The organism is Enterobacter sp. 118C5 (assembly GCF_034107645.1).
GTDB classification, from domain to species: domain Bacteria; phylum Pseudomonadota; class Gammaproteobacteria; order Enterobacterales; family Enterobacteriaceae; genus Enterobacter; species Enterobacter nematophilus.
The window spans coordinates 151,897-172,584 of record NZ_JAWNEU010000006.1; the positions used below are offsets into that span (position 1 = coordinate 151,897).

Annotated in this window: 20 protein-coding genes; 6 read left to right on the forward strand and 14 right to left on the reverse strand. The window is 58.1% G+C overall.

Features of this window, described 5'->3' with window-relative positions:
* Positions 1 to 6: 6 nt before the first annotated feature.
* Positions 7 to 1,869, forward strand: a complete 1,863-nt coding sequence (dxs, locus tag UTO39_RS13270) for a 1-deoxy-D-xylulose-5-phosphate synthase (protein WP_320727357.1) — start codon at positions 7 to 9, stop codon at positions 1,867 to 1,869.
* Positions 1,870 to 1,929: 60 nt separating this feature from the next.
* Entirely contained in the window at positions 1,930 to 2,904 is a 975-nt protein-coding gene (locus UTO39_RS13275; protein WP_320727358.1) for an aldo/keto reductase, read from the forward strand.
* Between the two features lie 57 nt (positions 2,905 to 2,961).
* Here UTO39_RS13275 and thiL read toward each other — a convergent pair whose 3' ends face one another.
* From thiL to nrdR, 5 genes are all read right to left on the reverse strand, one after another.
* Positions 2,962 to 3,933, reverse strand: a complete 972-nt coding sequence (thiL, locus tag UTO39_RS13280; RefSeq protein WP_320727359.1) for a thiamine-phosphate kinase — start codon at positions 3,931 to 3,933, stop codon at positions 2,962 to 2,964.
* Between the two features lie 77 nt (positions 3,934 to 4,010).
* Positions 4,011 to 4,430 (reverse strand): transcription antitermination factor NusB, encoded by a 420-nt coding sequence (gene nusB, locus UTO39_RS13285; protein WP_006809908.1) that lies wholly within the window; start codon positions 4,428 to 4,430, stop codon positions 4,011 to 4,013.
* Positions 4,431 to 4,451: 21 nt separating this feature from the next.
* Positions 4,452 to 4,922 carry a 6,7-dimethyl-8-ribityllumazine synthase gene (gene ribE / locus UTO39_RS13290; RefSeq protein WP_006176874.1) on the reverse strand — a complete coding sequence of 157 codons (471 nt, stop codon included), beginning with the start codon at positions 4,920 to 4,922 and terminating at the stop codon, positions 4,452 to 4,454.
* 87 nt (positions 4,923 to 5,009) lie between these two features.
* The gene (gene ribD, locus UTO39_RS13295; protein WP_320727360.1) at positions 5,010 to 6,113 is read right to left on the reverse strand and encodes a bifunctional diaminohydroxyphosphoribosylaminopyrimidine deaminase/5-amino-6-(5-phosphoribosylamino)uracil reductase RibD; all 1,104 of its coding nucleotides are present in this window, start codon (positions 6,111 to 6,113) and stop codon (positions 5,010 to 5,012) included.
* A gap of 4 nt (positions 6,114 to 6,117) precedes the next feature.
* Positions 6,118 to 6,567 (reverse strand): transcriptional regulator NrdR, encoded by a 450-nt coding sequence (gene nrdR / locus UTO39_RS13300; protein WP_008503337.1) that lies wholly within the window; start codon positions 6,565 to 6,567, stop codon positions 6,118 to 6,120.
* Positions 6,568 to 6,720: 153 nt separating this feature from the next.
* Here nrdR and UTO39_RS13305 point away from each other — a divergent pair, with 153 nt between their 5' ends.
* Together UTO39_RS13305 and UTO39_RS13310 are read left to right on the forward strand one after the other, a co-directional pair.
* The gene (locus tag UTO39_RS13305) at positions 6,721 to 7,260 is read left to right on the forward strand and encodes a DUF3251 domain-containing protein (RefSeq protein WP_061099699.1); all 540 of its coding nucleotides are present in this window, start codon (positions 6,721 to 6,723) and stop codon (positions 7,258 to 7,260) included.
* A gap of 270 nt (positions 7,261 to 7,530) precedes the next feature.
* Positions 7,531 to 8,415 carry a nucleoside-specific channel-forming protein Tsx gene (locus tag UTO39_RS13310; RefSeq protein WP_028012146.1) on the forward strand — a complete coding sequence of 295 codons (885 nt, stop codon included), beginning with the start codon at positions 7,531 to 7,533 and terminating at the stop codon, positions 8,413 to 8,415.
* Positions 8,416 to 8,535: 120 nt separating this feature from the next.
* On the opposite strand, the gene UTO39_RS13315 is transcribed toward UTO39_RS13310, so the two are convergent.
* The 7 genes from UTO39_RS13315 to queA form a co-directional block, all read right to left on the reverse strand.
* The gene (locus UTO39_RS13315; RefSeq protein ID WP_061099053.1) at positions 8,536 to 9,216 is read right to left on the reverse strand and encodes a YafY family protein; all 681 of its coding nucleotides are present in this window, start codon (positions 9,214 to 9,216) and stop codon (positions 8,536 to 8,538) included.
* A gap of 14 nt (positions 9,217 to 9,230) precedes the next feature.
* Complete coding sequence (locus tag UTO39_RS13320) at positions 9,231 to 9,596, reverse strand: VOC family protein (protein WP_061099054.1); 366 nt, start codon at positions 9,594 to 9,596, stop codon at positions 9,231 to 9,233.
* A 141-nt stretch (positions 9,597 to 9,737) separates the two neighbouring features.
* The gene (secF, locus tag UTO39_RS13325; RefSeq protein ID WP_028012143.1) at positions 9,738 to 10,709 is read right to left on the reverse strand and encodes a protein translocase subunit SecF; all 972 of its coding nucleotides are present in this window, start codon (positions 10,707 to 10,709) and stop codon (positions 9,738 to 9,740) included.
* A 10-nt stretch (positions 10,710 to 10,719) separates the two neighbouring features.
* Positions 10,720 to 12,567, reverse strand: a complete 1,848-nt coding sequence (secD, locus tag UTO39_RS13330) for a protein translocase subunit SecD (RefSeq protein ID WP_071888278.1) — start codon at positions 12,565 to 12,567, stop codon at positions 10,720 to 10,722.
* Between the two features lie 27 nt (positions 12,568 to 12,594).
* Positions 12,595 to 12,927 carry a preprotein translocase subunit YajC gene (yajC, locus tag UTO39_RS13335; RefSeq protein ID WP_000007630.1) on the reverse strand — a complete coding sequence of 111 codons (333 nt, stop codon included), beginning with the start codon at positions 12,925 to 12,927 and terminating at the stop codon, positions 12,595 to 12,597.
* 22 nt (positions 12,928 to 12,949) lie between these two features.
* Entirely contained in the window at positions 12,950 to 14,077 is a 1,128-nt protein-coding gene (gene tgt, locus UTO39_RS13340) for a tRNA guanosine(34) transglycosylase Tgt (protein ID WP_045259930.1), read from the reverse strand.
* A 53-nt stretch (positions 14,078 to 14,130) separates the two neighbouring features.
* Positions 14,131 to 15,201 (reverse strand): tRNA preQ1(34) S-adenosylmethionine ribosyltransferase-isomerase QueA, encoded by a 1,071-nt coding sequence (gene queA / locus UTO39_RS13345; protein WP_028012140.1) that lies wholly within the window; start codon positions 15,199 to 15,201, stop codon positions 14,131 to 14,133.
* A 92-nt stretch (positions 15,202 to 15,293) separates the two neighbouring features.
* Here queA and acpH point away from each other — a divergent pair, with 92 nt between their 5' ends.
* Together acpH and UTO39_RS13355 are read left to right on the forward strand one after the other, a co-directional pair.
* On the forward strand, positions 15,294 to 15,875 hold the full coding sequence (acpH, locus tag UTO39_RS13350; RefSeq protein ID WP_320727361.1) for an ACP phosphodiesterase: 582 nt from the start codon (positions 15,294 to 15,296) through the stop codon (positions 15,873 to 15,875).
* A 127-nt stretch (positions 15,876 to 16,002) separates the two neighbouring features.
* Positions 16,003 to 16,605 (forward strand): peroxiredoxin C, encoded by a 603-nt coding sequence (locus tag UTO39_RS13355; protein ID WP_003859113.1) that lies wholly within the window; start codon positions 16,003 to 16,005, stop codon positions 16,603 to 16,605.
* A 43-nt stretch (positions 16,606 to 16,648) separates the two neighbouring features.
* Here the strand turns inward: UTO39_RS13355 and UTO39_RS13360 are convergent, their stop codons facing one another.
* The gene (locus tag UTO39_RS13360; RefSeq protein WP_320727362.1) at positions 16,649 to 18,034 is read right to left on the reverse strand and encodes a DUF3999 domain-containing protein; all 1,386 of its coding nucleotides are present in this window, start codon (positions 18,032 to 18,034) and stop codon (positions 16,649 to 16,651) included.
* Positions 18,031 to 20,652: a DUF2339 domain-containing protein gene (locus UTO39_RS13365; protein ID WP_320727363.1), complete on the reverse strand. Its 2,622-nt coding sequence runs from the start codon at positions 20,650 to 20,652 to the stop codon at positions 18,031 to 18,033. The genes UTO39_RS13360 and UTO39_RS13365 overlap by 4 nt, the downstream gene beginning before the upstream one ends.
* Positions 20,653 to 20,688 lie beyond the last annotated feature (36 nt).

Sequence of the window (20,688 nt, forward strand, 5' to 3'; positions counted from 1 at the left end):
CCTTTGATGAGTTTTGATATTGCCAAATACCCGACACTGGCGTTAGTTGACTCCACCCAGGAGTTACGTCTGCTGCCGAAAGAGAGCCTGACGAAGCTGTGCGACGAGCTGCGTCGCTACCTGCTCGACAGCGTAAGCCGCTCCAGCGGCCATTTCGCCTCCGGGCTTGGCACGGTAGAGCTGACCGTGGCGCTGCACTACGTCTATAACACGCCGTTCGATCAGCTTATCTGGGACGTCGGCCACCAGGCCTATCCGCACAAAATTCTGACCGGACGTCGCGATAAAATTGGCACTATTCGTCAGAAAGGCGGCCTGCACCCGTTCCCGTGGCGCGGTGAGAGCGAGTATGACGTGCTGAGCGTCGGCCACTCATCGACCTCCATTTCTGCGGGCATCGGTATTGCCGTTGCCGCCGAGAAAGAGAACAAGCAGCGCCGCACCGTCTGCGTGATTGGCGACGGAGCCATCACCGCCGGCATGGCCTTCGAGGCCATGAACCACGCGGGCGATATCAAGCCGGACATGCTGGTTATCCTCAACGATAACGAAATGTCGATCTCCGAGAACGTCGGCGCGCTGAATAACCATCTGGCACAGCTGCTTTCCGGCAAGCTTTACTCATCGCTGCGCGAAGGCGGCAAAAAAGTCTTCTCCGGCGTACCGCCGATTAAAGAGCTGCTCAAGCGTACCGAAGAACATATCAAAGGCATGGTCGTGCCGGGCACGCTGTTTGAAGAGCTGGGCTTTAACTATATTGGCCCGGTTGACGGTCACGACGTGCTGGGGCTTGTGACCACGCTCAAGAACATGCGCGACCTCAAAGGCCCGCAGTTCCTGCACATCATGACCAAAAAAGGGCGTGGCTACGAGCCGGCGGAGAAAGATCCGATCACCTTCCACGCGGTGCCGAAATTCGACCCGTCCAGCGGCTGCCTGCCAAAAAGCAGCGGCGGCATGCCGAGCTATTCCAAAATCTTCGGCGACTGGCTGTGCGAAACCGCAGCGAAAGACAACAAGCTGATGGCGATCACCCCGGCCATGCGCGAAGGCTCCGGCATGGTGGAGTTCTCCAGAAAATACCCTGACCAGTATTTCGACGTGGCGATTGCCGAGCAGCACGCGGTGACGTTTGCCGCGGGGCTGGCGATTGGCGGCTACAAACCGGTTGTTGCTATCTATTCCACCTTCCTGCAGCGCGCCTACGATCAGGTGATCCACGACGTGGCTATCCAGAAGCTGCCGGTGCTGTTTGCCATCGACCGCGCGGGCATCGTCGGTGCCGACGGCCAGACGCACCAGGGCGCGTTCGATCTCTCCTTCCTGCGCTGTATCCCGGATATGGTTGTCATGACGCCAAGCGACGAGAACGAATGTCGTCAGATGCTGTTTACCGGCTACCACTATCAGGATGGCCCAAGCGCGGTTCGCTACCCGCGCGGCAATGCGGTGGGCGTTGAGCTCCAGCCGCTGGAAAAACTGCCGATCGGTAAAGGTCTGGTGAAGCGTCGCGGCGAGAAGGTGGCGATCCTGAACTTCGGCACGCTGATGCCGGAGGCGGCAAAAGCGGCTGAAACGCTGAACGCTACCCTGGTGGATATGCGCTTTGTGAAGCCGCTGGATGAGTCCCTGATCCTGAATATGGCTGAGACGCATGACGTGCTGGTCACGCTGGAAGAAAACGCCATCATGGGCGGCGCGGGCAGCGGCGTGAACGAAGTGCTGATGGCAAACCGTAAGGCCGTGCCGGTGCTGAACCTCGGCCTGCCGGATTATTTCATCCCGCAAGGTACCCAGGACGAAGCGCGTGCGGCGATTGGCCTGGACGCTGCCGGTATCGAAGCCAAAATCCGCAGCTGGCTGGACTGACCCTCCCCTTTTCCGCTCCTGCTATGCTTAAACGTAATGTTTAAACAGCAGGAGCGGACCGTGCAATACACAACATTAGGAAAAACCGACCTTAACGTTTCCCGGCTGTGCCTGGGCTGTATGACCTTTGGCGAGCCCGACAGGGGAAACCACGCCTGGACGCTGCCGGAAGAGAGCAGCCGCCCGATTATCAAACGCGCCATTGAAGGCGGCATTAACTTCTTTGACACCGCTAACAGCTACTCCGACGGCAGCAGCGAGGAGATTGTCGGCCGCGCCCTGCGCGATTTTGCCCGTCGGGATGAGATTGTCGTCGCCACCAAGGTCTACTACCCGGTGGGCGACCTGGCTCAGGGCCTTTCCCGCGCGCAGATCCTCCGCTCTATTGATGACAGCCTCAGACGCCTGAACATGGATTACGTCGACCTGCTGCAAATTCACCGCTGGGATTACAACACGCCGATCGAGGAGACGCTTGAGGCGCTCAACGACGTGGTGAGAGCCGGTAAGGCACGCTATATCGGCGCGTCGTCTATGCTCGCGTCGCAGTTTGCCCAGGCGCTGGATCTCCAGGCGCAGCACGGCTGGGCGCGCTTTGTCACCATGCAGGATCACTACAACCTGATCTACCGCGAAGAAGAGCGCGAGATGCTGCCGCTCTGCTATCAGGAAGGCGTGGCGGTGATCCCATGGAGCCCGCTCGCACGCGGACGTTTAACCCGCCCGTGGGGAGAAACTACGGCTCGTCTGGTATCAGATGAAGTGGGAAAAAATCTTTATTCCGGTACCGAAGCCAGCGATGCGCTAATTGCCGAACGGTTAGCCGGGATCGCCGACGATACTGGTGCCACCCGTGCGCAGGTGGCGCTGGCGTGGCTGCTGAGCAAGCGCGGGGTTGCGGCACCGATTATCGGCACGTCGCGGGAAGAGCAGCTGGATGAGCTGCTGAGCGCGGTGGATTTATCCCTGACGCCGGAGCAGATTGCCGAGCTGGAGACGCCGTATCAGCCGCATCCAGTCGTGGGGTTTAAGTAATCTAATCCGTAGGCCGGGTAAGGCGTAGCCGCCCCCGGCAATACTGAGCGCACGAACTTACCCGAAGTGATCGTACCCTTTCCAGTCCAGCGTAACGGGCGCACCGTCTTTCACGAACTTCAGCCCCTCACTTTCCGGCATGATCTGACCGATGCAGGTAAATTTCGCGCCGAGATGCGCTAACGCCACGTCGAGCGTTCCGCGGTTCAGCTCGGGCACCGTGAAGCACAGCTCGTAGTCTTCTCCCCCGGACAGCGCCCAGCGCAGCGCCTGCTCAGGTTCCACATGGCGAAACAGTTGCTCTGACAGCGGGAACAGATCCAGGTCAACGCGCGCGCCCACCCCGCTGGCCTTCAGGATATGGCCGAGATCGGAAATCAGCCCGTCAGAGAGATCGATAGCCGAGCTGGCCCGCTCGCGCAGCGCCTGACCGTGCAGAATACGTGGCGTCGGGCGCAGGTGGCGCTTCACCAGATACGCTGCATCATCAGCGTCCTTTACGGTTAAGCGATCCTGAAGGATCGCCAGCCCTGCCGCGCTGTCTCCCGGGGTACCGGTCACGTAGATCCAGTCGCCCGGCTTAGCGCCCGAGCGCTTCAGCGCGCGACCGAGCGGCACATAGCCGTGGATCGCCAGCGTCATCGACAGCGGCCCGGCAGTCGTATCGCCGCCAATCAGCTGCATATCGTAGTAGTTCAGCTGCTCAAACAGCGCGTCGCTAAAGGCTTCCAGCCAGGCTTCATCCACCTCTGGCAGGGTCAGGGCCAGCGTCAGCCAGGCAGGATCGGCCCCCATCGCGGCCAGATCGCTGACGTTAACCGCCAGCGCTTTATACGCCAGATCGGCAGGATCGATATCCGGTAAAAAATGACGTCCGCACACTAAGGTGTCGGTGCTGATTGCCAGCGTCTGCTTTTCAGGAATATTGAGAAGTGCACAGTCATCGCCAATGCCGGTTTCAACATCAAGACGAGAGGTTCTGACACGGTCGAAATAACGGGCAATCAGGGAGAATTCGCCGCATGCCATACGTTATGCCTCAGCAAATAAAAGAAAAAACCGGAGCCGCACTGCCCGTCAGGCAATGCAGAACTCCGGTTTGCGGATCACTTTTTGTGGGGACGGATCGCAGGTGCTGCTTTATCAAGTACGCCGTTAACGAACTTGTGGCTGTCTTCAGCGCCGAAGGTTTTCGCCAGTTCGATCGCTTCGTTGATGGCCACTTTGTACGGCACATCATCACGTTTAGACAGCTCAAACAGCGCGATACGCAACACTGCTTTTTCCACCTGGCCCAGCTCTTCGAGCAGACGGGACAGGTATGGCTTCATCAGGCCATCGAGATACGCGCTATTAGTCGCCACTCCCGACAGCAGTTCACGGAAGTACAGAACGTCAACGTCTTTCACGTCCTGTTCTGACAGGAACTGGTATTCAACATCAGCGATGTCGTTCTGGGACAACTGCCAGGAGTAAAGCGCCTGAACGGCACATTCACGGGCGCGGCGACGAGCAGCAGGTTTCACGGAATTCCCCTTACAAAAAAATCAGGCCTTGATGGCTTTCAATACATTGATCATTTCAAGCGCGGTCAGTGCAGCTTCTGCACCTTTGTTACCGGCTTTGGTGCCAGCACGTTCGATGGCTTGTTCAATACTTTCGGTGGTCAGCACGCCGAACGCGACAGGAATTTCAGCATCCTGCGCAACGTGTGCCAGACCGTTGCTTGCACCGCCCGCAACGTATTCGAAGTGCGCAGTGCCGCCACGAATAACGGTACCCAGCGCAATCACCGCGTCGTATTTACCGGTTTTCGCCAGCGCGCCCGCCGCCAGTGGCAGTTCGTAAGCGCCTGGAACCCAAACAACGGTAATGTTGTCATCTTTAACCTGGCCGATACGTTTCAGGGCGTCAATCGCACCTTCCAGCAGGCTGTCGTTGATGAAGTTGTTGAAACGCGCAATGGTGATGGCGACGCGAGCGTCCGGGGTAGCTACAGCAGCTTCAATAATGTTCATACTCTTCCTTTACGGGTTCATTTGGCCCCGCAGGGGGGCGGATTTTATCATAATACTTTGCGCACTGCTTCCCTATTTCGGGAGCAATTACGCTGTCGTTAAATGGAGGCAGACATCCGGACCCACCGGACGAATCTCGCTGAATGTGAGTTGCGGTGCGTCGGCCAGTTTTTCAAGGCCGGGCAGCACAAACAGGCCGCGCGCGTCGTGACCTAACAGTTTAGGCGCAACGTAGACGAGCAGTTCATCCACCAGCCCCGCCTGAAGCAGCGCGCCGGCGAGCGTCGGACCGGCTTCGACCCAGATGCTGTTCACCTGCTGCTTGCCGAGCAGCATCATCAGCACCACTAAATCGAGGCGGCCATTGTGCTCCGGCACCATAACGCTGCGCACGCCTTCCGGCCAATCGCGCGTATCTTCTTTGGTGCGCGCAATCCAGGTTTCCCCCGGTTGCTGGACGATGCGGTGCTCCGGCGTCACGCGGTTCTGGCTATCAATGATAATACGCAGCGGCTGGCGCAGGTTCTCCTGCGGATAAAGCGCCTGGGTATCGGCATTCAGTTCGTTCCAGCGCACGGTCATGGCCGGATCGTCAGCCAGAACGGTTTCACTGCTGGTGAGGATAGCATGGCTTTGCGCGCGCAGGCGTTGCACATCGCGCCTTGCCTGAGGCGAGGTGATCCACTGGCTTTCACCGTTTGCCATCGCCGTACGGCCGTCCAGCGAAGCGCCCAGCTTGAGCTGAATATACGGAAAACCGGTGCGCATGCGCTTCAGGAAGCCTTTATTCAGGGCTTCCGCATCCTGCATCATCAGCCCATGGCTGACGTCGATCCCTTCCTGCTGCAGGCGGTACAGACCGCGCCCGGCTACCTGCGGATTCGGATCCTGCATCGCAGCCACCACGCGAGCTACGCCCGCCGCGATCAGCGCTTCGCAGCACGGCGGCGTCCGCCCGTGGTGGCTGCAGGGCTCAAGCGTCACATAGGCGGTGGCACCGCGCGCCTTCTCACCAGCCATGCGCAACGCATGGACCTCCGCATGCGGCTCGCCTGCGCGATAGTGATACCCTTCCCCCACGATCTCGCCATCTTTCACGATAACGCACCCGACGTTCGGGTTGGGATGGGTGGTAAAACGACCGCGCTGCGCCAGCTTCATGGCTCGCGCCATGTAAATCTCATCCTGCATGAGCTTAATCCTGTAAGCGGGCGATCTCTTCGCCAAACTCTTTGATATCTTCGAAACTGCGGTAGACAGAGGCGAAGCGGATATAGGCGACCTTATCGAGCTTTTTCAACTGCTCCATCACCAGGTTGCCGATCATTTTGCTCGGCACTTCACGCTCACCCAGGCCACGCAGGTAAGATTTAATGTGGTTTAACGCCATTTCAACGTCATCCGCGCTGACGGGCCGTTTTTCGAGGGCCTTCAGCATTCCGCTGCGCAGTTTCTCTTCGTTAAACGGCTCGCGCACGTCGTTACTTTTTACCACGCGCGGCATTACCAGCTCTGCAACCTCAAAGGTCGTGAAACGCTCGTTGCACACCAGACACTGCCGACGACGGCGCACTGAAGACCCTTCGCCCACAAGGCGAGAGTCGATGACTTTGGTATCCACAGCGGAGCAGAATGGGCAATGCATACGGTATCCCTGTTATCCGGTTAACTGATTTTCATTTTACCCTGATCTGGCCTGACAACAAAGGAAGAGCTTTTTTGAGACAAAGGATCTATGTCTGGCGGTACGTTGCTGGCTACCATTATGGGGATCCGTTATTTCAAGGAAATAAACGCTATGACAAGACGTTACCTGAGAATTTTACTGGTGGGGAGCCTCTTCACCCTTAGTGCCTGTGCACAGCAAACCGAAGTCCGCCAGATGAAACAAAGCGTGAATACGCTCAACACGGCGATGGACAAACTGAACAAAGAAACGGTGAAGATCACCCAGCAAAACGCGCTGAACGCTAAATCCACCAGCGGGGTATATCTGCTGCCGGGGGCGAATACGCCTGCCCTGCTTAACAGCCAGATCGGCACGCTGAAAATGTCGCTGGTGAACGTGGCGGCGAATGCGGATGGTACGCGCGCAACATTGCGTATTCATGGCGAATCTAACGATCCGCTGCCCGCCTTCAGCGGCACCGTAGAGTGGGGCCAGATCCAGGGCACCACGGAGAGCTACCAGGAGGTGAACGTGAAGAATCAGCTGTTCACCGCTCCGGCCAGCGTGTTAGCGCCAAGCGATGTAGATATTCCGCTTCAGCTAAGCGGCCTATCCCCCGAGCAGTTAGGCTTTATCCGCATTCACGATATCCAACCCGCCGCGCAATAATCCCTTCCTTTTGAGCGGAGTGAAATGTCACTCCGCTAACATTTACATTTCGTATGGATTGGCAACAGAAATGATTGCCGCTACAATCCCGGCCGTTTAAAGTACGCAAACGTGAACGCAATCGATTACGCGTGTGAGAGATATGTGAAACAACACATATTTTTGTGAGCAGGGATTCCTATAATAGGCACCGCAGAAACACGAAATATTTAGAAACGCAATTCGCGCATTTTTCACTCCCGGAAGGGAATTTCAATCAGTGGCATGATTATGAAAAAAACATTACTCGCAGCCGGTGCAGTTCTGGCACTGTCCTCCTCTTTCACTGTTAACGCAGCGGAAAACGAGAAACCACAATACCTCTCCGACTGGTGGCACCAGAGCGTTAACGTGGTAGGCAGCTACCACACCCGTTTCGGACCACAGATCCGCAACGATACTTACCTGGAATACGAAGCGTTCGCCAAGAAAGACTGGTTTGATTTCTACGGCTATATGGATGCGCCAGTATTCTTCGGTGGTAACACCGATGCGAAAGGTATCTGGAACCACGGTTCCCCACTGTTCATGGAGATCGAACCGCGCTTCTCCATCGACAAGCTGACCGGTACCAGCCTGGCGTTTGGTCCGTTTAAAGAGTGGTACTTCGCGAACAACTATATCTACGACATGGGCCGCAATAAATCCGGTCGTCAGAGCACCTGGTATATGGGTCTGGGTACCGACATCGACACCGGCCTGCCAATGAGCCTGTCCCTGAACGTGTACGCGAAATACCAGTGGCAGAACTACGGCGCTGCGAATGAAAACGAGTGGGACGGCTACCGTTTCAAAGTGAAATACTTTGTGCCAATTACCCAGCTGTGGGGCGGTAATCTGAGCTACATCGGCTTCACCAACTTTGACTGGGGTTCAGACCTGGGCGACGACGATTTCCGTGACCTGAACGGCAAGAAAGCGCGTACCAACGATTCCATCGCCTCCAGCCACATCCTGGCGCTGAACTACGATCACTGGCACTACTCTGTAGTTGCGCGTTACTGGCACAACGGTGGCCAGTGGAACGACGACGCGAGCCTGAACTTCGGTAACGGCGACTTTAGCGTCCGCTCTACCGGCTGGGGTGGTTACCTGGTCGTAGGTTATAACTTCTAATCAGTGCGGGACCGTGCGGGCTGATGCCCTCACCCTGACCCTCTCCCACAGGGAGAGGGTACAAACACTAAAAACGGCAATAGACATTGCCGTTTTGCTTTTACCTCGCCACCCGGCTTTTTACTGCTTAACTTTCCGCAAAAAATCCGCCAAAGACCTGTCCGCACTCTCGCTGAACCGCCTCTCCGTCATCACTATATTGAGACACCGGTCGAGCCGGAAACAGCGATAATCATCGCGCCGTTCACACCACGCCGCCAGCAGCCAGCGTTCCCCCCAGAAGAACAGCCCCAGCGGCTGTACCTCACGCTTTGAGAGCTGACCGGCTTCATCACGATAATGCAGCGCCAGCACGCGCTGGGCGGAAATCGCCTGATGGATCATGTCAAAATCGCTGCGGGAGTGGCTTTGCATGCAGAATTCCGGGGCGTAGATCCGCGTCTGCTCCGCCTTCCGGCGGCTCTCCTCGGGCAGGATAGCCAGCACCTTCTCCTGGGCCGACTCCAGCTCGCGCGACAACGATTCCCCACCCCAGGTTTTGAGCAGGCGAATCGCGACCATCAGCGCCTCGGACTCCTTATTTGTCAGCATCAGCGGCGGCAGGTCAAAGCCCGACATGAGGCGATATCCGCTTCCCGCCTCGCCCTCCACCGGCACGCCGGAAAGCGAGAGGTCGCGGATATCGCGGTAGACCGTGCGCTCGGAGACGCCAAGCCGCTCCGCCAGATGCGCTGCCGTTGTCAGACGCCTGCCCCGCAGGATCTGCACAATCTGAAACAAACGGTCAGCGCGTCGGGTCATAACGTCATTCGCTCTCAGGCAGGTTGATGAAGGCCGACGCGGTTACCCTCGCTGTCGGTAAACAGTGCGATAGTGCCGATACCGTGCGGCAGTTCCAGCGGGCCAAACACGCACTCGCCGCCCGCCGAGGCAATGCGATCGAGCGTGGCCGCCAGGTTGTCAGTATGCAGGTAAATAATAGCGCCCTGCAAAGACGGCGTAACGCCGTCAAATTTTGCCAGCGCCCCCCCGGTATACGGATCCTCATGCGGGAAAACCGCCAGTTCAGCCACGTCCATTTTCTCGCGACGCAGCGCGAGCTGCATCACCGGCTCATAAAATTTGATGGCGCGATCCATATCCGAGACCGGAATTTCAAACCAGTTAATTACGCTTTTCATACATCCTCCTGCCTGTTGTTTGGGTTCAGAAGGAGTCTACGGCAGGGCTCCTGACAGCATACTGTCAGGAGTGTTTGTCAGGGGCAGATAAAAAAATCCCGGCCAAAAGACCGGGATTCCGATAACGCGCTAAACGTCGCCTTACGGCAGAATGGACGGCTGATCCGCCCCTTCTTTCTCGACTTTCTGCTGGAGCAGGTGCTCGCGCTTCATGCCAAGTTTCAGTGCCAGAGCGGACGCGACGTAGATTGACGACGCTGTACCGATGGAGACACCGATCAGCATGGTCAGCGAGAAGCCTTCCAGCACCGGGCCACCGAACAGGAACAGCATCAGGATCACCATTAAGGTGGTACCGGATGTGATCAAGGTACGGTGCAGCGTCTGGGTCAACGACACGTTAAAGATTTCGTACGGCGTGCCGCGACGGATCTTACGGAAGTTTTCACGGATACGGTCAGATACCACGATACTGTCGTTCAGTGAGTAACCGATTACGGACATCAGGGATGCCACGATGGTCAGGTCAATCTCAATGTGGAACAGAGACAGTATGCCCATGGTGATCACCACGTCGTGCGCCAGGGCGATAACCACACCGGCCGCCAGTCGCCACTCAAAGCGGAAACCAACGTAAACCAGGATGGAGATCAGCGCCACCAGCAGCGCCATGGCGCCGGTTTGCGCCAGGTCCGCACCCACGCTCGGGCCGACGAACTCAATACGCTTGACCGCCGCGCTCTGGCTGGTGGTCTCGTTAATGACCTGTACGACCTTGCTGCCCAGCTCCTGGCTGCCGTTGGCATCGTGCACCGGCGGCATACGCACCATGATGTCGCGGCTGCTGCCGAAGTTCTGCAGCAGCGGCTCTTCAAAGCCCGCTTTCTGCAGAGACAGGCGCATCTGGTCCATATCGACCGGTTTTTCCAGGGAGATCTCGATGACCGTACCACCGGTGAAATCCAGCCCCCAGTTAAAGCCTTTCACGCCCATAACGATGATGGACAGAATCAGCAGTAAGCCTGAAATGCCGAAGGCCCAGTAGTCCCAGCGCATAAAGTCCCAGACTTTACGGCCATGGTTCAATTGTTCAACAGTATATTCCTGTGCCACAACGCACTCCTCAGATAGACAGCTTTTTGACGCGCTTGCCGCCGTACAGCAGGTTCACGATGGCACGGGTGCCGACAATAGCGGTAAACATTGACGTTGCGACACCGATACCGGTGGTAATCGCAAAGCCTTTGATCGCGCCAGTACCCACTGCATACAGGATAAGAACCTTAATCAGTGTTGTTACGTTCGCATCGAAGATGGAGCTGAACGCGCCTTTATAGCCTTCGTCAATCGCCTGCTGAACAGAGCGACCGTTGCTCAACTCTTCTTTGATACGTTCGTTAATCAGTACGTTGGCGTCAACCGCCACCGCAAGGGTCAGAACGATACCCGCAATCCCCGGCATGGTAAGCGTCGCCCCTGGCAGCAGGGACATAATGCCGATGATCAGCACCAGGTTCGCGATCAGCGCGGAGGTCGCAATCAGACCAAACTTCTTATAGAAGAAGATCATGAAGAGGATAGAGACCGCCAGACCGGCCAGACACGCTTCCAGACCCTGCTGGATGTTTTGCATACCCAGAGTTGGACCAATGGTACGTTCTTCAACAATCTGAATTGGCGCAATCAGCGCACCGGCACGCAGCAGCAGCGAGAGCTGACGCGCTTCGTTCGGGTTGTTAATACCGGTAATACGGAAGCTGTTACCCAGACGAGACTGGATGTTGGCGATGTTAATCACCTCTTCCTCTTTCACCAGCACCGCACGGCCGTTTGCATCTTTCTTACCGCTGTCTTTGTACTCCACGAACAGGGTCGCCATCGGTTTGCCGATGTTGTCCTTGGTGAAGTTAGACATGATGTTACCACCCGCGCTATCCAGCGAGATGTTAACCTGCGGCTGGTTGTACTCGTCCTGGCTTGAAGTGGAGTCGGTGATGTGGTCACCGGTCAGGATCACGCGTTTGTACAGCACAACCGGCTGACCTTCGCGAGTCTGTTTCACTTCGGAGTCACCCGGAATACGGCCAGACGCCGCGGCGGACTGGTCAACGTTGGAGTTTACCAGACGGAATTCCAGCGTCGCGGTCGCACCGAGGATCTCTTTCGCACGCGCGGTATCCTGGATACCCGGCAGTTCAACCACGATACGGTCAGCACCCTGACGCTGTACCAGCGGCTCAGCTACGCCCAGCTGGTTCACACGGTTACGCAGAATGTTGATGTTCTGCTGAACGGCATATTCACGCGCTTCTTTCAGACGCGCATCGGTCATCACCGCACGCAGCTGGTTGCTGCCCTGAGAGGTGATCACCAGGTCACGGTGACGTTGGGTCAGGTAATCTACAGCCTGATCGCGCGCCGCGCTGTCGCGGAACGTGATGCTCATGCCGTAGTTATCTTCTTTACGCACGGTAGTGTATGGGATGCCTTTGTCGCGCAGATCGCTGCGCAGGCTGTCGATATTCTGTTCCTGCAGCTTGCCGAGCGCGGTATCCATATCCACTTCCATCAGGAAGTGAACGCCGCCACGCAGGTCAAGACCCAGCTTCATTGGCTCTGCGTTCAGCGCAGCCAGCCAGCGAGGGGTTGCAGGAGCAAGGTTAAGCGCCACGACATATTTGTCACCCAGCACGCCCATCAGCGCTTCGCGAGCGCGGAGCTGCGTGTCGGTGGTGTCGAAGCGAGCAAGAATTGCACCCTCTTCCAGAGCCACAGACTTAGCGGTAATTTTTTCTTCTTGTAACGTTTTCTGGACCTGGATCAGCGTTTGCTCACTGGCGGCGACACCGCGCGCGCCAGTGATTTGAACAGCCGGATCCTCACCATACAGGTTGGGAAGCGCGTACAGCAGGCCGACGATAATCACGACGACCAGCATGATGTACTTCCACAAAGGATAACGGTTTAACACGGCAGTTCCCTTTGGGAAAAGTTGGGATTACAGCGCCTTCATGGTGCCTTTCGGCAGAACGGCAGCTACGAAGTCACGTTTGATAACCACTTCAGTGGTGTCGTTCAGGGCGATAGCAATGTAGCCGCTTTCAGCCACTTTGGTTACGCGACCGACCAGGCCACCGTTGGTCAGCACTTCATCGCCTTTCGCGATGGAGTCCATCAGCTTTTTGTGCTCTTTGGTACGCTTCTGCTGTGGGCGCAGGATCATGAAGTAGAAGATCAGACCGAACACAACCAGCATCAGGATCAGAGACATCGGGCTGCCCTGCGCCGGAGCACCTGTTGCCGCTACCGCATCAGAAATAAAAAAGCTCATTCAAATTCCCTCATTATTAATATTAATCAACGTTCAACGGTGGAACATCCCGCCCCTGACGTTGGTAAAAATCGGTCACGAAGCTCTCTAATTTACCCTCTTCGATAGCCTTGCGTAAACCAGACATTAAGCGCTGATAGTAGCGAAGATTATGAATCGTATTGAGACGCGCGCCCAAAATCTCGTTACAGCGATCGAGATGATGCAGATACGCGCGAGAATAATTGCGACAGGTATAGCAATCGCACTCGGAATCGAGCGGGCTGGTGTCACTCTTATGCTTCGCGTTACGGATTTTCACCACGCCATCGGTAACGAACAGATGGCCGTTACGCGCGTTGCGGGTTGGCATCACGCAGTCGAACATATCAATGCCGCGACGTACGCCTTCCACCAGATCTTCGGGTTTACCCACACCCATCAGGTATCGTGGTTTATCCGCCGGGATTTGCGGGCAGACGTGCTCCAGAATGCGGTGCATGTCTTCCTTCGGCTCACCCACAGCCAAACCGCCGACAGCGTAGCCATCAAAGCCTATCTCTACCAGACCTTTAACAGAGATATCGCGTAAATCTTCGTAAACGCTGCCCTGAATGATGCCAAACAGCGCATTTTTGTTCTGCAGGGAGTCAAAACGGTCGCGGCTGCGCTTCGCCCAGCGCAGAGACATCTCCATAGAGCGTTTCGCGTAGTCCCAGTCTGCCGGGTATGGCGTACATTCGTCGAAGATCATCACGATGTCAGAGCCGAGATCGTACTGAATCTCCATCGACTTTTCTGGATCGAGGAAAATCGGATCGCCGTTGATCGGGTTACGGAAGTGTACGCCCTGCTCGGTGATCTTGCGGATATCGCCCAGGCTGAAGACCTGGAAGCCGCCGGAGTCGGTCAGGATCGGTCCTTTCCACTGCATAAAATCGTGCAGATCGCCGTGGAGCTTCATGATCTCCTGACCCGGACGCAGCCACAGGTGGAAGGTGTTGCCGAGGATAATCTGTGCGCCAGTGGCTTCAACTTCTTCCGGCGTCATCCCTTTTACGGTGCCGTACGTGCCCACAGGCATAAACGCGGGGGTTTCCACCACGCCGCGATCAAACACCAGGCGACCGCGACGCGCGCGGCCATCGGTGGTATCGAGTTCAAATTTCATTTTTTCTCCGACGTCAGAAAAACAGTCCAACGTTGTAAAACGGTGCCGCGGACTTATTCCCCGACACGCTCATTCAAAGCCAGCGGATTGTACGTGATAAACATCGCGTCCCCGTAGCTAAAAAAGCGATATTTTTGTTCTACCGCAGACTTGTAGGCATTCATCGTATGCTGATAACCCGCAAACGCGGAAACCAGCATAATCAGCGTCGATTCAGGCAGATGGAAGTTGGTCACCAGCGCGTCAATCACTTTGTACTGATAGCCCGGGTAGATAAAGATCTGCGTATCGCCAAAGAACGGCTCGATAAGACCGTTTTTCGCCGCCTGCGCGGCGCTCTCCAGTGAGCGCACGGACGTCGTACCGACGGCCACGACGCGGCTACCGCGTGCTTTTGCCGCCAGCACCGCGTCTACCACATCCTGCGGCACTTCGGCATACTCGGAGTGCATGATGTGGTCTTCAATGCTGTCCACGCGCACCGGCTGGAAGGTGCCCGCGCCGACGTGCAGCGTCACAAACGCCATCTCCACGCCCTTCGCGCGCAGTTTTTCCAGCAGCGGTTCATCAAAGTGCAGGCCTGCGGTTGGCGCCGCGACCGCGCCAGGCTTTTGGCTGTAGACGGTCTGGTACAGCTCGCGGTCGGCCTCTTCGTCCGGGCGCTCAATGTACGGCGGCAGCGGCATGTGGCCGATGGCGTTCAGGATGTCGAGCACCGTGCGCTCGTCGTCGAACGCCACCTCAAACAGCGCGTCGTGGCGCGCGGTCATAGTCGCCTTGATGCTTTCGTCATCGCCCAGCAGCAGCTCCGCGCCCGGCTTCGGTGCCTTAGAGGCGCGAATATGTGCCAGAATACGTTTATCATCGAGCATACGTTCAACCAGCACTTCAATCTTGCCGCCGCTGGCCTTACGGCCAAACAGGCGCGCCGGGATCACGCGGGTATTGTTAAAGACCAGCAGATCGCCAGGGTTGAGCTTGTCGAGCAAATCGGTGAAAGTACCGTGCGTCAGCTCGCCCGTTGGCCCATCCAGTGACAGTAAGCGACAGCTGCTGCGCTCAGGCATGGGATAGTGAGCAATCAGGGATTCAGGTAGTTCAAAGGAGAAATCGGCGACGCGCATGACGTATACTCGTGACTTAAAAACAGGCGGCATAGTCTAGTGCTCACACCCTTTTGCTGCAACAACTAGCCGCCACTGGACAAATAAAACGCATGAATTTTCTCGCTCACCTGCATCTGGCACACCTCGCTGACAGCTCCCTTTCCGGCAATTTGCTGGCCGATTTCGTGCGCGGCAACCCCGCTGAAGCGTATTCCCCCGAGGTTGTCGACGGGATTTTTATGCACCGCCGCATTGATGTCATTACCGATAACCTGCCGGAGGTGACGGAAGCAAAAGCGTGGTTTCGCCCTGAAACGCGCCGCGTTGCGCCGATCACGCTCGACGTGATGTGGGACCACTTCCTGTCTCGCCACTGGGAACAGCTCTCGCCGGAGATGCCGTTGCCGGCGTTTGTGCGCTACGCCCGCCAGCAGGTGTCGATAATTCTGCCCGACTCGCCGCCGCGCTTTGTGAATCTGAATAACTACCTGTGGTCGGAGCGCTGGCTGGAGCGCTATCGCGAGATGGACTTTATCCAGAATGTCTTAAATGGCATGGCGAGCCGCCGCCCGCGGCTGGACGCGCTGCGCGACTCCTGGTATGACCTGGATGAACATTACGATGCGCTGGAGAACCAATTCTGGCAGTTTTATCCGCGCATGATGGTGCAGGCGAAAAACAAACAGCTGTAACAGAATTCACATTGATAGGTAAAAGCTGGCGGAACGATTGTCGCCACCTCTTTGTCTTATCCATGAACACTCTCTATACTGGCTCGCGTTGCGTTCCAAATAACCTTAGTATCTACAGGAGAATCATATGGTTCTGGTAACTCGTCCGGCTCCGGATTTTACAGCTGCAGCAGTTCTGGGCAACGGTGAAATCGTTGAAAACTTCAACTTCAAACAGCACACCAACGGTAAAGCGACTGTTCTGTTCTTCTGGCCAATGGACTTCACTTTCGTTTGCCCGTCTGAGCTGATCGCGTTCGACAAACGTTATGAAGAATTTCAGAAGCGTGGCGTGGAAGTGGTTGGCGTCTCCTTCGACTCTGAATTTGTACACAACGCATGGCGTAACACCCCTGTCGAAAACGGCGGCATCGGTGCGGTGAAATACGCAATGGTTGCGGACATCAAACGCGAAATCCAGCAGGCTTACGGTATCGAACATCCGGACGCTGGCGTTGCGCTGCGCGGTTCCTTCCTGATCGACGCAAACGGCATCGTTCGTCACCAGGTTGTGAACGATCTGCCGCTGGGTCGTAACATCGACGAAATGCTGCGCATGGTTGACGCGCTGCAGTTCCACGAAGAGCACGGCGAAGTGTGCCCGGCTCAGTGGGAAAAAGGTAAAGAAGGTATGGCTGCTTCCCCAGACGGCGTAGCTAAATACCTGTCCGAGAACGTATCCAGCCTGTAATCGGCACGGTTTACGAAAGAGGCCCGCTGATGCGGGCCTTTTGTTATGCCTTACGCTGCGTCTCTCGCCAGATGCGCCAGGCCATGCCCACCAGCAGAATTACGCCCGCAATCAGCACGCCCCACACCAGCAGCGCGTTCATCCGGCTCTCCCGCTCGGACGCAGAGGTCGCGGTCAGACGCCCCTCGCCGCCTAACGCGACATCATCCAGAATGTCGGCCTGCGGCAGGTTCGCCATCTCATAGGTTTTGCGCAGATCGGCTGGTATCAGCATGTCAGGCTCCACGCTGGCAGGCTTTGCAGCGCCATTGCCCCAGGCAAGCACGTACGGCGCTTTCCCCTGCGCGTTGAACACCAGGTCATAGCGGTCACGATGCCCGGTGACGCTCGGCAGGTATTCCGGCAGACGCGCATTCAGCGTCGCGATCTTCACCGCCTGCACCAGGCCCCCGTTAAGCGAAACCGGTGGAGACGTTTTCCCCTCCAGACGGTAAAGAACCTCTTTTTTCAGGGGGTGCCATGTGTCTTTATCCGAACTCCGCCACGCTATCTCGACGGGAAGGACGCCGTCGCCGTTCAGTGAGATGCTGACAGCGCTCAGCGGCTGCGGACGCGCCCAGCGCCACTGCGCTTCGCTTGTCGATAGCTGCTCCCCTACCCCTTCAAGATCGATCGCGTCCGGCGCCGCCCTCGCAGGGGCGCTGATCGCGTTAACGCCGGTTAAGGTCACCCCCTGGCTCTGGGCATTCAGCACGACCAGGAGATAGCGATTCGTATCGGGAGACAAAACGATATCGGTATCGATCCTGTCGAGCTTAAGACGATCCTGTCCGCTCGCCACGTCCAGCAGCGGCATATCCTCACGCAGGCTATACCAGCGCTTAAGATCGTCGCTGTAATAGACCGACGCCGTTCCCTGCCACGGCGTCTGAGGGGTATTCCAGAGCAGCTGCAGCTGGGACAAAGCCACCTCACCCGTAGCCTGCTCCGGCAGGGTCAGCAGGTAATGCTGCCCGGCTGCAGCGGCTTTTTGCCCCTCCAGCACAATCTCGACGCCGTTTCCGGAACGGAGCAGGATCTTATCGCTCTCCCCATCCCCTCGCGCAGGCGCAAGCGATGAGGCGTCCAGAGGAAAGAGGCGCAGCGCCGTGGATTGCGCTGTCGCCTGCGGGCGCGTCGCGCTGACCAGGCTGAAGGGAACCGGTTCGCCCGACTGGTTAAAGACGCGGACATCATGCAGATCCGGCGACGTGCTTTGCGCATAGACGGCCAGCGGCAGCATCACCCGATACCACTGGGAAGGAACAGACGTATCCAGCGAGCGGCCAAAGGCATAGTCCCGGGGCGATTCCGTTTGTACCTCGTCGCAGAGCGCCGGGCCTGCAAGCGCCAGCAGCGCGGTACAGACTACCGCTTTCATCCATTTCATTTTTCATCTCCTGTTTTGGGCGGCAGCGGCGAGAAATACCCCACGATCAGCACCAGTATTGCCACGCCGATAAACGCCACCGCGCGCGACAGACCGCCTCCGCCGGCGCTGTCCACCAGCATCAGTTTAACCATCACCACACCCAGCAGCGCGGCGCCGCCAAGCCACTCCTGACGGGAAGCCCGGCGGGTGGCGTGGACCATGATCACCAGCGCGCTCAGCATCCAGAACAGGGCAAACGCGGTCTGGATCAGCCGCGAATCCCACAGCGACGCCGTATTCCAGGCCACGTCGCCGTACCAGGCCAGGGCGCGCAACAGCGCGCCGTTAAGCCACCAGAAGCCAAACGCCATAATCGCGACGGCAGGCCACGGACGGGCCTGCGCAAGCCATGCCGGGTAGTAGCGATCCACCGCCCGGTAAAAGACCACCAGCCCCAGCAGCGCGAACGCCGCGCCTTCCTCAAGCGGGTTCACCAGCGGCAGCCAGGTCTGATGATAAACCACGCCGTCCTGGAAATTGGTCACCACCAGCAATACCAGCAGCGCCGCGATCGCGGGGATCGGTGCTATGCACGCGTAAAGCGCGGGCCACTCCCGGAACGGCCACCCGCGACGGCGTACCGCCGCAGAGAGCGCCATAATCACCCCGCCGCCTGCGGCCATCGCCAGCCCGCTGCCCCAGGCCGCCATGCCCCACGGCAGCGACCGGGCAAACCAGTAAAGCTCCGCCGCCAGCGCCAGCAAAATCATCCAGAACAGCGACAGATGCAGCCCCCCGGAGACGCGCGGCGCTAAACGGGCGCCGTCGCGCCGCAGCAGCATCAGCGCGGCAGGAAGCGCAATACCCCAGGCCAGATTTGACCAGCCGGCGGCAAACATCTGCTGGTGCGAGAGCTGATAGCCCACCATCACCAGCATCAGCGGCCACAGCAGCCATTTGCAGGCATCCAGCTCCCGCCACGCCAGACGAGCGGCAGCCTGCCGCCAGCCCCAGACCGACGCCGCCGTCAGCACCAGCACGCCTGCCAGAACAGGCAGTTCCTGCTTCAACACCAGCCGCGACGCGCCAAATAGCGCCACGAGCCAGAACAGCAGCCCGCCTGCGAGCAGCGCCCAGCTAACCGGCAGAAAGATGTTACGCCACAGCCAGGCCGCAGCCAGCCAGCAAAGGCTGAGGATGGCGAAGATAAGCAGCAGGCTCAGTGAGGTCACGCCGTTCATCTGCGCCCACAGCGCGCTGCCGAGCGCCAGCACCAGCAGCGCCGTCCCGCTATAGCTCATGCGCCGCTGGTTCTGCTGCATGCCCAGCCAGAGGATGCCCAGCCCCTCCAGCGCCCAGGCCATTGCCGTCCAGCGCGCAGAGAGCGCCAGCGGAATCGCAAGCGTGGCAAACCCTCCGCCGATAGCCAGCGCCGCCATCACCAGCGGCCGCCCGATGGACGGATAGCGGCGCAGCGCAAGGAACGCGAGGGCAAGATAAAATGCCCCGTACCCCAGCGCGCTCAGGGCCGGGCCATATTCCCAGTGCCGGGTCATGCCGTACTGCATCCCGAAGCCTATCAGCGGCGGGGCAAACAGCAGCACGCCGTCAATAATCTGCTTCCCTTTCTCCTGCGCCCGCAGCGACAGCGCCACGCTCAGCACGCCGAATATCAGCGTATTGGCAATCAGGAACAGCTGACAGATCCAATAGTCTTCAGGCTGGTAATCACTCAGCCCCCACAGGCCGCCCACGCCAAAGGTAAAGAGCAGCCCGAGCAGGTTAAGCTCGCGCCAGTGCTGCCAGATGCTGATGGCGAGAATGCCGATGGAAAGCAGGAGATAGAAGGAGAACAGCGCCACAAAGCTGCCGCCCCCGGTAGATAGCAGCAGCGGCGCAAGGTATCCGCCGAGGCTTGCCAGCATGGCAAGGCTCAGCGCCTTTTGCAGGACGGCCAGCCCAACGCTCGCAGCGCAAATCACCACCAGCAGCGCAAAGGCCAGCGTTATCGGCAGCATCTGCCAGAGCCGGAAGGCGCCGAAGACCGTCAGGTAAAGAATGCCCGTCGCCCCGCCCTGTAAGATAAGCGCGTAGATAGGCTGCTTGTGCCGCAGCCGCCACCCAACCGCCAGCAGCACGATGGCAAACAGCGCCGTCGCCACCAGGCGCAGCTCAAGCGGGAACAGGGAGTGTTCAACGGTATAGCGCAGCAGGAAAGAGAGGCCGAGGAAGAGCAGCAGAATGCCAAGCTTCGCGAGCGGATTGCCCTGCATAAACCAGCGCGCCAGCGACGTCACAATGCCGCCAAAGGCAGAAGGCTGTTTAGCCGCAGGCGCAGAGGCCGGAGCGGGTTTTGCCTCGGCTGTGGGAATGTCGGGACGCCAGGGATCGACAGGCGCGGGCGCGTCCTCAGCCACCGGCGCGGCCTCAACCGCCTGAGTGGCCGCTTGCACCTGTTCTGGCTCCGGCGCCATCTCAGCCGCACCGCGCTGCTCAAGCGCCTCAATGCGCTGGCGTAGCCGGGCGATCTCCTGCTGCGCCGCCGTGCTTCGATTAAACCCGATAACCGCAAGCACGGGCGCAACCAGCAGCGCAAAAACCAGGAATAAACAGCCAAGGATGTAAAGCTCGTCCATGTTTCCACCTTCACCGTAAACGATCCGTTAAGATTG